The organism is Bacillus sp. AFS077874, assembly GCF_002566505.1.
In the GTDB taxonomy this organism is placed as follows: domain Bacteria; phylum Bacillota; class Bacilli; order Bacillales; family Bacillaceae_G; genus Gottfriedia.
Genome location: NZ_NUYF01000005.1, coordinates 32,185 through 44,281, shown reverse-complemented (window position 1 = coordinate 44,281; position 12,097 = coordinate 32,185). Strand labels below are relative to the sequence as shown.

Genomic DNA, 12,097 nt, shown 5'->3' with positions numbered 1-12,097 from the left:
AAGAGACACAACAAGAGTGTCTCAAAAATTTACATATTTTCTGTTGATTGTTTAGAATAGTTTTTTGTCAATGAGCTTGAAAAAACTGGTTGCTGTCTTAGTTTGAATACTAAAATTGAAGCAAGAATCGCTTTTAATACATCACCTGGAATATATACTAAACTTAATTTAACAGCTGTCATAACTGGAATTCCCATCATAAATGCTTGAATTGGGATACCGATTAAGTAGATTAATAGAATTCCAACAGTCAAGTTAATCAATAAGACTTGTTTTAATTTTAACGTTTTAAAACGAGATAATAAATACCCAATTACAAAAGCCGTAATAGGCCATGAAATTAAATAACCAACACTTGGTCCTGCAAATACACTAAAACCACCACGACCACCAGATAGAAGCGGCATTCCAACTGCAACTAGTAATAAAAAGATGGTTTGGCTTAATGCACCTAATCTTGCACCTAAAACACCACCAGTTAGAAGAACACCAAGTGTTTGTAAAGTAATTGGAACTGGTGTAAAGGATAACATAATCGGAGGAACTTGTCCAAGGACACCCATAACTGCTGCAAACATTGCTACAAATGTAATTTCTTTGATTTTCATTTTAATTCTCCTACTGTCAATTTTCTGATAACTATTATCATATTAATGAAACTTAAATTATATGTCAACTGAATATTTTATTTAGTTAACATATATTATATTAAGATAGAAAACTAAAAAATCTAAGAAAACAGATTAAAAGACGAAAGTAGGAAGGGGAAGCGTTTATAGACCGGTGGACTTAGATAAATTATAGTAATTGGTTTTGGTGGAGCGGGTAAATCCACTTTTGCTAGAAATTTAGGAAACATGCTAAAAATAGATGGATTCCATTAGGGATAGACTTGTAGTTATTTTAAAATCTCGGAGTAGTTAAACGATTTTTAGTGGAAAGTAGATAATTAGCGTAACTGATGATTATGGGGCGCATTTGTGGCTCATTATTATATTAGTAAGGACATGCATATAGTTTACCAAAAAATAACCATATTAATTTTAACGAATTTTCGACAATTCATTCAAAATTGTTCCAAATTTGTAATAAATTGTTAGAATTTAAAGTGTTATATTGATATAAAACAAAAGGAGAGGTTATTTAATGAAAAATTTGAAATCTATATTATTTTCAACCTTAACAATATCATTGTTGAGTCTTGTTTTTACAATCCCTGCTTTTGCTAGTACAAGTATCTTCAATTTCAAGATGGATAAAGTTTATTTAGATGGAAGAGTAGATGGGGCTTATCACAAATTAGATGCAGGTAAGATAGCAATTAAAGGTTCTACTTATGTTTAACAGTAAAGATGCAGGTGCTAAAACCCCACCTACTGATTTATTGATTAGTCTTTGGAATGCAACTACTGGTAATACTTTGGATCTGTTCAAGCAAAAGTAGGTAGTAATTTTTCTGGAACCTTTAAAGCAGTAGGTGGTGGAACTAAGTATTTTTTAAGAATTGAAAGGATCAATAGTAAAGACGACGGAAATAATCTCAAAGGATCAGGAACGCTAAAAAATCAGTAAAATAAAACGTTCAAAAAATTAAAAATCCATAAAAAAACTGTCTTTTTGTATGGTTTGAATTGGAGGTGATTTTAAAATGGAAAAAATGATAGATTTCAATGGATTGATTTTATATGGATCTATAATTATATTATGTATGATATTATTTGTTTTAAAGATAAAATTCAAAAAAGATATTGTATATTTATTCTTCTTCACTATTATGTATATCTATTTATGTTACGTACTTAAATATACTCAATTTCCAATCTATGCATCTCAAACTTTCAGGAGTATGATTGGACTACATGCATGGAAAAACCTGAATCTAGTTCCTCTGTTTAATCTTACAATGCAGGACCTTGAGACTTTTTTTTTGAATGTTTTGATGACAATACCATTTGGTTTTGGACTTCCTTTTATTACAAAAAGTACATTTTAAAAAATAGCTATTGCTGGATTATTAATAGGAGTCATAATTGAGTCTTTGCAAGGGCTTATTGCACTACTTAATGGTTTCTCTGATAGAGTTGTTGATTTAAATGATGTCATATTTAATTTTTCAGGAACATTAATTGGATATTGTATATTTAAATTATTTTCTTATTTATTTAGGCTATCAGTTAAAAAAGCTAATCTAAAATTAAACTCGTTATTAAAACATATATATGAAGCTTAAGAAATGATTATATTTGATAAAAGTCCTGAATGTTTTTATTAAAATTCTAAGGTGTTCACTTAGCTGTAGACTCTCTATAGCAATTTAGTTGAAATCGAAAAGACAGTAAGCTAGTAAGCGAACTGTCTTTTCGATTTTATTATATTAAAGATATTTTATTTGAGTTATTCGATTGTTCAATATCCTGGAATATTTACTTTCTGGCCAATTCGGTCAATTACATCATCCAACTCGTCTGGCTTCAAAAACTCAATCGGTGAAAATCCCTTTTCAAATTGCAATGTATCAGCTTCTAAAATCACGACATATCGACCGTTTACTTTTGCAATATGGAGGTTATCACCGAAATCAGCTAGTAACCCTTTTACAGAAAAGTGATCCGCTTTAAATGATAATTCAATTTCTGGTGTATGTTCCACGATCTGTGCCGCTGCTTCGATTACTTCATTGGGTGTAAAATGCTCTTGAATTTCACGTTTAGGACTTGCTGCCCATACTTCCATTGCTGCATCAAATTGTTGTCTTTCAACACTTTCCTCTTCAAAAACGTCTTCAATTTTGTCATAAACCATTTCCATTACTTGAGATTTTACAATTTCTGGCATTGATTCAGAATAGGAAACAAATTTTAAAAAGTCTTCAAAATATCTTGCGTGAGATGCTTGATGGATTTTTAATTCACTTTCTGAGATCATCCCTAATTCTTCCATATAGGGGTATTGAATCGATTTCATATTTTTCGTTGTAATTGCCATTTCAACAGTTTTAATGAGAGTAGATTCATCTGAAATGGAGGCTACTTTTGGTTCAAAATCGCATTTTAGTACAAATAAGAATGGATCATCAAAATATTTTCTTAGTTTCGCTTGAATAACTAAAAATGCTCCACCGCGAACTGCACTTGTATCAATGTAATTTATGACTAACGTTTCATTTTCTGCTTTAAAATCTTCAATTGATTTAGCATCTCTTATTCGCTGGAATAAATTATAATTTGGATTGGAGTCTAAAGAGTGGCCTTCTTCCACGATAAAATGACCTAATTTTGTAGGTACAGAATCAGATTTTGGATGTTTTTCAACTTTTCGATTGACAATTCGTTCAAGTTCACCTTCTAAAAAGCCTTTCAATGCGCTTTCTTCAAACATTGATTCATCTAATGTTTGGAAATGTTTATATCGTTTATCGGATTGTTCACCTTTACCTTCTACAGTAACAACATAAAACGATAAATATGTAATTTCAAAATCCATCCAATCACCTTTTCCTATTTTTCTGTATTTAAGTATATGGATGAGGATTCGTTGAGTCAATCATGAACTAATCAAGTTTTGGGCAAAATTTCCATAAAAACTATCATAAGATAGAGAAATTTTACAGTTATGAGACAAATTCATTACACACTATGATAAAATAAAGATATAATTTAATGTGGAACCAATAAAAATTAAAGTACTTGGATGTGGTAATTTCACATCTTTTTTTCGTTAAGTGGGAATAAATTGGCAGAAATGAAGTGATTTCAACGTCAATTAGGCTCGTCAATCAACGAGTTTTCTTTACTTGCAATTTTATGGGACCAACTATATGGAGAGGGGATGAGAGACCTGAGAATAGATAGAATAGCTACCATCTCATTAATAATCGTAACATTACTTTGGGGCACAACATTTGTAGTAGTCCAAAATGCGATTGCATACGTTGAACCGTTTGCATTTAACGCATTTCGATTTATCCTGGCAACTTTAGTCCTTTTGCCATTTTTAATTAAAAGAAAGCAAAAAACTAAATTAACGGTTAAACAAATCGTTATTACTAGTGGAATTGGATTCATGTTGTTTTTAGGGTATTTACTTCAAACATTTGGATTAAAGTATACAACTTCATCTAAATCAGGTTTTATTACTGGTCTTTGTGTTGTATTAGTACCTGTTCTTTTATATTTAGTCTATAAAGAACGATCCAACTGGTCTACCGTAATCGCATGTTTAATTGCATTACTGGGATTAAGTTTCTTAACTTTAGGTGATTCATTTTCTGTAAATCTTGGAGATGTACTTACACTTATTGGGTCAGTTGCATTTGCATTCCATATTATTTTATCAGGAAAGTATACAAAGCAAATGGATCCAATCACCTTTACAACGATTCAACTAGCAACAGTAGGCATTAGTAGTACGATTTTCTCTCTAATTTTTGAAGATACTTACGTTTCATTTTCGAAAGAACTTTGGGTCAACCCGACATTCCTTTTTGCAGTAATTGTGACTGCAGTATTCTGTACGAGTATTGCGTTTTGGGTTCAAATGTTTGCTCAACAACATATTTCTTCAACGAAAGCAGCATTAATTTTTATTTTTGAGCCTGTTTTTGCGGCATTTACAGCAGTACTATTTGCAAATGAAACATTATCGATCCAAACAATTATTGGTGGGACTTTTATTGTAGGTGGCATGCTGCTATCTGAAGTACCTTTACCAAAGAAACGAACAAAAGAAGTAAAAAATGAGGCAATATAGTAAGAAATGTAAGAAATTTTAAAAAAATGGGTATAATACACATTGACAGATACAATTTGTTCACGTATTATAACTTTAAATTAATAAACGACTTAGAAAAGGAATAGTAAGTTTATAAGCTTTTTAGAGAGGGAATGGTTGGTGCAAATTCCTAAAGTGAGTAAACTGAACCAGCCTTGGAGTCTCTGTACCGAAATAAAAGTAGGCTACAGCGGTTTTCCCGTTAAAGATGTTAAGAGATTATGTAGAGCTTTTACATAATAAGTAGGGTGGTAACGCCATGAATGGTCCCTTTTGATCATTCATGGCGTTTTTTGTTTTTCATCCGCTTATTTCGTATTTTCTATATAGTAATTAGGGTGGTAACGCCGAGAATGGTCCCTTTGGAGATTATTCTCGCGCGTTTTTTTATTTTCTAAAAAATGATTAGGAGTAGAGAAAATGACGACAAAAAAATTTGTTGAAGCAATTACAGATATGGATGTTGATTTTGCACAATGGTACACAGATATCGTAAAAAAAGCAGAATTAGTCGATTACTCAAGTGTTAAAGGTTGTATGATTTTAAGACCTTATGGTTATGCACTATGGGAAAATATCCAAAAAGAATTAGATTTTCAATTTAAACAAACAGATCATGAAAATGTATATATGCCATTATTTATCCCTAAATCTTTATTACAAAAAGAAGCTGATCATGTAGAAGGCTTTGCTCCTGAAGTTGCTTGGGTAACGCATGGTGGGCATGATGAATTAGTTGAACCATTAGCAGTTCGTCCTACATCAGAAACACTATTTTGTGAGCATTTTTCAAAAACAGTTGAAAGCTATAATGACTTACCAAAATTATATAATCAATGGTGCTCAGTTGTTCGATGGGAAAAAACAACAAGACCATTTTTAAGAACGACTGAATTCTTATGGCAAGAAGGTCATACAGCACATGCAACCGCTGAAGAAGCACAAGCTGAAACAATTCAAATGCTAAATGTTTATGCTAATTTCTTAGAAGACTTCTTAGCAATTCCTGTTATTAAAGGACAAAAAACAGAAAAAGAAAAATTCGCAGGTGCAAAAGCTACTTATACAATTGAAAGCTTAATGCACGATGGGAAAGCATTACAAAGTGGTACATCTCATAACTTTGGAGATGGATTTGCAAGAGCTTTTGATATTCAATACACAGACAAAAACTCTAAAAGACAATATGTACACCAAACTTCATGGGGTATGACAACAAGAGTCATCGGGGCTTTAATTATGGTTCACGGTGATAACAGCGGATTAGTATTACCACCAAAAGTTGCTCCAACTCAAGTAATGGTCATTCCAATTGCTCAACATAAAGAAGGCGTTATTGAAAAGGCAACTGAATTAAAAAATCGTATTACAAAGATTGCTCGAGTAAAAATTGATACTTCTGATAAAATGCCAGGCTGGAAATTTAACGAATATGAAATGAAAGGAATTCCAGTTCGTGTTGAAATTGGTCCAAAAGATATTGAAAAGAATCAAGCAGTTTTAGTAAGACGTGACACGCGAGAAAAAACGGTCGTTTCATTAGACGCTTTAGAAGAAAATATTACAAAATTACTTGAAGAAATCCAAACATCTCTTTACGAAAAAGCATTAAACAATCGTACAGAAAAAACATATGAAGCTACTTCAATGGAAGAGCTAAAACAAATCAGTGATGAAAAACAAGGCTTCATTAAAGCAATGTGGTGTCAGGATCTAGCTTGTGAAGAACAAATAAAAGAAGAAGCTGGCTTAACTTCAAGATGTATTCCATTTGAACAAGAACAACTTGCTGATACATGTGTATGCTGTGGAAAGAAAACGGATGTAATGGTCTATTGGGGTAAAGCTTACTAATAAAACGAAGAAGGTGAACGATTGATGGAAAGTTTAGATTTTTTAAAAGAGCATCTTTGTATGTTAGAAGAAAAATTACTTAAACCAGAAATTCGCACCTCACAAAATGAACTAAAAAATCTACTAGCCGATGAATTTTTTGAATTCGGAAGTTCAGGTAGAGTTTTATATAAAAATGATCAATTAGAAAATGGCATTGGAATCGTAAAAATGACATTAAGTGATTTTGAAATTCATCCATTATCAGACGAAATTACACTTGTGACTTATCGAATATTTAATGAAATAAAAAAACAACATTCCTTACGTAGTTCAATTTGGAAGTTTAAAGACGGTCAATGGAAAATGTATTTTCATCAGGGCACACCAACAGAGTTTTAGGTATGTATAAGAATAACAAACAAAAGAACATTTTCAATGAAAAGTAAGAATGAGTAGGTAAGGAGAACAAAATGTATTTAACAATTAAAGAAACAGCGGAATACTTGGATCTTGATGAATCTTATATTCACCAATTAATTCAAGAACGAAAAATAAGAGCAGTCCATGATGGTGAACAATATTTAATCTACAAAGAGCAATTTAATAATCATTTAGAACAAATGGAAAAAGCAAAAAAAATGATTGCTGATTACTATAACGAACCAATTCCTGAAGACCTAGATGTAAAGGATGAAGATTAAAATAAAATCAGATTGTAAGAGTTTTAAAACGGGGGGATAAAATGGATACGCAAGTACTCATATCAATTTCTATTTACTTTATTTTTATGTTAGCTATAGGTGTTTACGCTTATAAAAAATCTACTGATAGTTTATCTGAGTATATGCTTGGTGATCGTGGTCTTGGACCTGCAGTTACTGCTCTTTCAGCTGGTGCAGCCGATATGAGTGGATGGATGTTAATGGGATTACCTGGTGCAATGTACGCGACTGGTATCTCATCTGCTTGGATTGCTATTGGATTGACGATTGGAGCATATTTAAACTATTTACTTTTAGCACCTCGACTACGTGTATTTACTGAAGTAGCCGATAATTCAATTACAATACCAAATTTCTTTGAAAAAAGATTCCAAGATTCAACTCGAATTTTAAGAATTACTTCAGCTGTTGTTATTATCATTTTCTTTACACTTTATTGCTCAGCTGGTTTTGTATCTGGAGGTACATTATTTGAGTCAGCCTTTGGAATCGATTATAAAGTAGGATTAATTGTCACAGCTGCGGTTGTAATTGCCTATACATTATTTGGTGGGTTCTTAGCTGTAAGTTTAACAGATTTCGTTCAAGGTCTAATTATGTTTATTGCATTAATTTTGGTACCACTTGTTGCTTTTACAGATGTAGGTGGAGTAAAGCCTGCTTTCGATGAAATTAAAAATATAGACCCTAAGTTATTAAATATCTTTACTGGAACCTCATTTATTGGAATTGTTTCTTTACTTGCTTGGGGATTAGGGTATTTTGGGCAACCTCATATTATTGTTCGATTTATGGCGATTTCAACTGTAAAGGAATTAAAACCAGCACGTCGTATTGGAATGGGATGGATGATTTTTACGATTGTTGGTGCAACGTTAACAGGACTAGTTGGAATTGCATATATTTCAGTTAACAATTTAACATTAAATGATCCAGAAACAATTTTTATCTTTTTCTCAGAAACATTATTTCATCCACTAATTACGGGATTCTTGTTATCTGCTATACTTGCAGCGATTATGAGTACTATTTCATCTCAACTTTTAGTAACTGCAAGTGCTTTAACAGAAGATCTTTATCGTATCTTTGGTAAAAAGAATGCATCTGATAAAGACCTTGTTCGTATTGGTAGATTAGCTGTATTAATCGTTGCGATTGTATCATTACTTTTATCGTTAACACCTAATGATACGATTCTAAATCTTGTTGGTAATGCCTGGGCAGGCTTCGGTGCTGCATTTGGTCCAGCTATATTATTAAGTTTATTTTGGAAAAGAATGACTAGCTGGGGTGCACTTGCAGGCATGGTAGTAGGGGCAGCAACTGTTATCATTTGGATCAGCGTGGATGCGATTAAAGAAGCGATTAACTTATATGAAATGGTTCCAGGTTTCTTTTTCAGTTTATTAGCAGTTATTATAGTTAGTCTATTAACTTCAAATTCAAATCCAAAAGTAGAAAAGCAATTTGAGGAAATGGAAAAACGACTAGCATAAAATAAAAGGATATTTTCAAAATGTTTAATCAGTAGAAATAGGGGCGTGCTAAGCACACTCCTATTTTTTATTTTTGATTCTTTTTGGAAATAATTCACAATTGAATAATACGTACACATTGTATACAATTTCTATATAAGTTAGAAAATTCAAATTCAAATGGTACGTTAAGGGGTGTTGTTTATATGAAAAAGGAAGTAATGATTATAGTCCCCATCCTTATTATTATATCAGTTGCATTAAGCATGAATAACGCTTATCACGAAATGGTTTTTACAGGTGTAGGTGAAGGTTTTACTGATTTTGTGAAATATATTGTTCATGGACTTTTCTAATAGTTTTTATATAGACTTTATATCATAAAAAATCCCTGACTCCTTTTTGGAAACAGGGGTATTTTTTTTCACAATAACCACACCTAATATCATTAACGTTTATTCAAATTCTCCTGCGCCATTCTAACTAACTCTTTCACCATATTCCCACCAATACGCCCACCAACTTTACCGTTTTCATGAGACGTTAAATTGCCATTATATCCTTTCGTTAAAGGAACCCCCACTTCCTCAGCAGCTTCGAATTTAGCATCTTCAGGATTAGATGTATGCATTACTTTAGCTTTTAAAGCATCTAAAGCTTTTCTAGATTCAGGAACTAAGATTTTATTTTTTCTACTCATCAAACCCACTCCTTTTAGTTGTAGATTTCCCGTTTATTGATTTTTTTAATTATGGAAATAATTGCTATAAAATAGGGAATGTTACATAATGAAGACATGCGTTGATTAATCGATATAAAAGGAGAATGATGATGAAATCTTTTAATGTAACATTTCACAAAGAAGATAATGTAGATAATATGTTAATCCAAAAATTGAATGACGAGGAATACCATAAGTCTACTGAAGGTGGAACTAGACATTTATTCGAAATCGATACGAATATAGGCTTTTTTGTGTTTTTAGATTCAGAGGATAATGAAGGAAATGTATCTCATTTAGTCCTTCAATATAATGAAGAAGATGAAGAACCAGTTGCATGCTATTCATTTGCAATGAAAGATTTTTATGAATTCATGGCATTATATTTAAATGATTTAGAATTCGTTGATGAAACTTCTGAAGAAGAGGAAGTTGAACTGGATGCCTCTAGTTCAATTCATCATTTAGTTCATCTATTATTCCATGTAATTGAAGAAGGCGAAGACTTAGAAGTATAAATTACCAAATAAATGAATATTCTTCCAAGAAATGCCGAGTTTATATCTTTTAAAATGGATATTTATGCAAAATATGGAAGTTTCACTAATTTATTTTGGTTAGTAATTAAATACTATTATTTCAAAAAAAGCACTTGATATTTTTATCGAGAGCTTTTTTTATTTTAAGGATTCTACTTTGTCTATCATAAATAACTTTCGACTCAAGTAAAATTTAAACAAGGATATTTACAGAGGAGCTTGTAAAAAAAATAAAAAGCAGAATAGGAGTCGATCATATTGAATTTGCCACAGTCTGTATTTATAAAAGAAATTGGACCTCGTATTAATTTTCAATATGGTTCACGATTATCTATTGACCAAAAATTACAATGGATTAACTATCTGATTGATAGTGGATTAAATCATATCGAAGTATCCACTTTAATGAATTTTCCGAATATACAACAGTTTAGTGAAGCTACCGAATTAGTATTGAAGCTAAAAAGAGATCATCACTTAACATATGGAGTATTAGTACCAAATAAAAGAAGTTTAATGAGAGCATTTGTTGTAGATGCAGATGAAATTAACTTTTTTATCTCAACAAGTGAGTCATATAATGTTAAAGTTAAAAATTGCTCGATTACTCAATCATTGAAAGATATAAAAGAGATGACAAAAGTAACGAAAGATTATGAAAAGCTATCGCGTGCTTATATTACAACGGTATTTGATTGTCACGATGAAAAAGTAAGTCATCAAAAAGCCATCGATTTAGCATCGCGCTTATTAGATGATGGTGTGGAGGCGTTATCATTTGTTGATACGGTCGGAAAAGTAACACCTCAACAACTTAAGTTATTTTTAGAGGATTTATTAATAAAAATACCGAAAGAGCGTTGTTCGATGCAATTTTATAATACTTATGGGAATGGCATTTCAAACATCTATACTTCACTTTCGTATGGGATAGAGCGGTTTGAATCAGCAAATGGAGGGTTCGGAGGTTGTTTTCCTTCTAATGAACAAAATAGAATGATTGAAACGGAAGATTTAATTTCATTTTTACATCGACTTGATATTTCAACTGATGTCGACGAAGTAAAACTACTAGATGCTACAAACTATATTTCAAACCAATTAAACGAAGAGCCTACTAGTAAGTTATTTTCAAGATTACCATCCAAAAAGCATCTAACATGATGCTTTTTTATTTTGTTTTTAATAATTTGGACAAGAATTGAATTTTTTTTGCATATAATTTACTAATTTGAATGAAAGGAGAATTGATTATGTCTAACTTTGAAGCAATTATATTAGGCATCATTCAAGGGTTAACCGAATTTCTCCCAATCAGTAGTACCGGTCATTTATATATTGGTAGACATTTATTCGGGTTAGATGAGGCAGGCTTATTATTAGATACGTTAATGCATATTGGTACTTTATTAGCAGTTTTTGTTTTTTACAGTAAAGAGTGGAAAGGTTTGATTAAAAAACCTTTTTCAAAATTAACTTTATTACTATTTGTAGGAACATTACCCGCTGTAATTGTAGGCTTATTATTTAAAGATTTTTTTGATGAGATTTCTGTTTCGGGTAAAACGATTGGGTGGGAGTTTATTTTTACTGGTATTATTTTATTTATTGCTGATAAAAGGAAAAAAGGGAAGAAAACAATGGAGGAGCTAACATGGGTTGATGCCTTATTCATCGGCTCATTTCAAGCACTTGCTATATTTCCAGCGGTTTCTCGTTCAGGTTTAACGATCGCTGCAGCATTATTTAAAGGAATGGAACGAAAAAGCGCAGCCTATTTTTCATTCTTACTTTCTACCCCTGCAATTTTAGGTGGAATCGTATTCCAAGGAAAAGATCTTCTTGGCGGAAACGCGGAGCAAATTGCGTTTTTCCCACTATTTCTTGGAACATTAGCCGCAAGCCTATTCGGTTATTTAGCCATCAGTTGGATGATCAATTTATTGAAAAAACAATCACTGAATATTTTTGGCTATTATGTTATTTTTTTAGGGGTTAGTATCGTAGTGCTTCAGTATTTGAAGATATTTTAAT

Annotated in this window: 14 protein-coding genes and 1 other annotated feature; of the genes, 11 read left to right on the top strand and 3 right to left on the bottom strand. The window is 31.7% G+C overall.

What is annotated here, in order from left to right:
* Positions 1-29: 29 nt before the first annotated feature.
* Positions 30-608, bottom strand: a complete 579-nt coding sequence (locus COJ46_RS01955) for a biotin transporter BioY (protein ID WP_097977326.1) — start codon at positions 606-608, stop codon at positions 30-32.
* Between the two features lie 538 nt (positions 609-1,146).
* Between COJ46_RS01955 and COJ46_RS01950 the strand changes: the two genes are divergently transcribed.
* Both COJ46_RS01950 and COJ46_RS25195 read left to right on the top strand, forming a co-directional pair.
* A complete protein-coding gene (locus COJ46_RS01950; RefSeq protein WP_097977324.1) occupies positions 1,147-1,344 on the top strand; it encodes a hypothetical protein in 198 nt (65 codons plus the stop codon).
* Positions 1,345-1,996: 652 nt separating this feature from the next.
* Positions 1,997-2,230: a VanZ family protein gene (locus tag COJ46_RS25195; RefSeq protein WP_097977321.1), complete on the top strand. Its 234-nt coding sequence runs from the start codon at positions 1,997-1,999 to the stop codon at positions 2,228-2,230.
* A 176-nt stretch (positions 2,231-2,406) separates the two neighbouring features.
* On the opposite strand, the gene COJ46_RS01935 is transcribed toward COJ46_RS25195, so the two are convergent.
* Entirely contained in the window at positions 2,407-3,483 is a 1,077-nt protein-coding gene (locus tag COJ46_RS01935; protein ID WP_097977319.1) for a DUF3900 domain-containing protein, read from the bottom strand.
* Positions 3,484-3,828: 345 nt separating this feature from the next.
* Between COJ46_RS01935 and COJ46_RS01930 the strand changes: the two genes are divergently transcribed.
* The 6 genes from COJ46_RS01930 (at position 3,829) to COJ46_RS24305 (ending at position 9,159) form a co-directional block, all read left to right on the top strand.
* Positions 3,829-4,749: a DMT family transporter gene (locus COJ46_RS01930; protein WP_097977317.1), complete on the top strand. Its 921-nt coding sequence runs from the start codon at positions 3,829-3,831 to the stop codon at positions 4,747-4,749.
* 84 nt (positions 4,750-4,833) lie between these two features.
* Positions 4,834-5,045: a binding site (T-box leader), on the top strand.
* Between the two features lie 145 nt (positions 5,046-5,190).
* The gene (proS, locus tag COJ46_RS01925; RefSeq protein WP_097977315.1) at positions 5,191-6,624 is read left to right on the top strand and encodes a proline--tRNA ligase; all 1,434 of its coding nucleotides are present in this window, start codon (positions 5,191-5,193) and stop codon (positions 6,622-6,624) included.
* 24 nt (positions 6,625-6,648) lie between these two features.
* Positions 6,649-7,005: a nuclear transport factor 2 family protein gene (locus COJ46_RS01920; RefSeq protein ID WP_097977313.1), complete on the top strand. Its 357-nt coding sequence runs from the start codon at positions 6,649-6,651 to the stop codon at positions 7,003-7,005.
* A gap of 71 nt (positions 7,006-7,076) precedes the next feature.
* Positions 7,077-7,307, top strand: a complete 231-nt coding sequence (locus COJ46_RS01915; protein WP_097977312.1) for an excisionase family DNA-binding protein — start codon at positions 7,077-7,079, stop codon at positions 7,305-7,307.
* Positions 7,308-7,348: 41 nt separating this feature from the next.
* Positions 7,349-8,824, top strand: a complete 1,476-nt coding sequence (gene putP, locus COJ46_RS01910) for a sodium/proline symporter PutP (protein ID WP_097977310.1) — start codon at positions 7,349-7,351, stop codon at positions 8,822-8,824.
* Positions 8,825-9,009: 185 nt separating this feature from the next.
* A complete protein-coding gene (locus COJ46_RS24305) occupies positions 9,010-9,159 on the top strand; it encodes a hypothetical protein (RefSeq protein WP_176522586.1) in 150 nt (49 codons plus the stop codon).
* A 92-nt stretch (positions 9,160-9,251) separates the two neighbouring features.
* On the opposite strand, the gene COJ46_RS01905 is transcribed toward COJ46_RS24305, so the two are convergent.
* Positions 9,252-9,503, bottom strand: a complete 252-nt coding sequence (locus COJ46_RS01905) for an alpha/beta-type small acid-soluble spore protein (RefSeq protein ID WP_097977309.1) — start codon at positions 9,501-9,503, stop codon at positions 9,252-9,254.
* A 131-nt stretch (positions 9,504-9,634) separates the two neighbouring features.
* On the opposite strand from COJ46_RS01905, the gene COJ46_RS01900 reads away from it, so the two are divergent.
* The 3 genes from COJ46_RS01900 to COJ46_RS01890 all read left to right on the top strand — a co-directional run bounded on the left by COJ46_RS01900 (position 9,635) and on the right by COJ46_RS01890 (position 12,096).
* Positions 9,635-10,042 carry a cytosolic protein gene (locus tag COJ46_RS01900; protein WP_069033110.1) on the top strand — a complete coding sequence of 136 codons (408 nt, stop codon included), beginning with the start codon at positions 9,635-9,637 and terminating at the stop codon, positions 10,040-10,042.
* Between the two features lie 279 nt (positions 10,043-10,321).
* Positions 10,322-11,227, top strand: coding sequence for a beta/alpha barrel domain-containing protein (locus tag COJ46_RS01895; RefSeq protein WP_176522585.1), 906 nt, complete (start codon positions 10,322-10,324; stop codon positions 11,225-11,227).
* An 89-nt stretch (positions 11,228-11,316) separates the two neighbouring features.
* On the top strand, positions 11,317-12,096 hold the full coding sequence (locus tag COJ46_RS01890) for an undecaprenyl-diphosphate phosphatase (protein WP_097977305.1): 780 nt from the start codon (positions 11,317-11,319) through the stop codon (positions 12,094-12,096).
* Position 12,097: the final 1 nt, after the last annotated feature.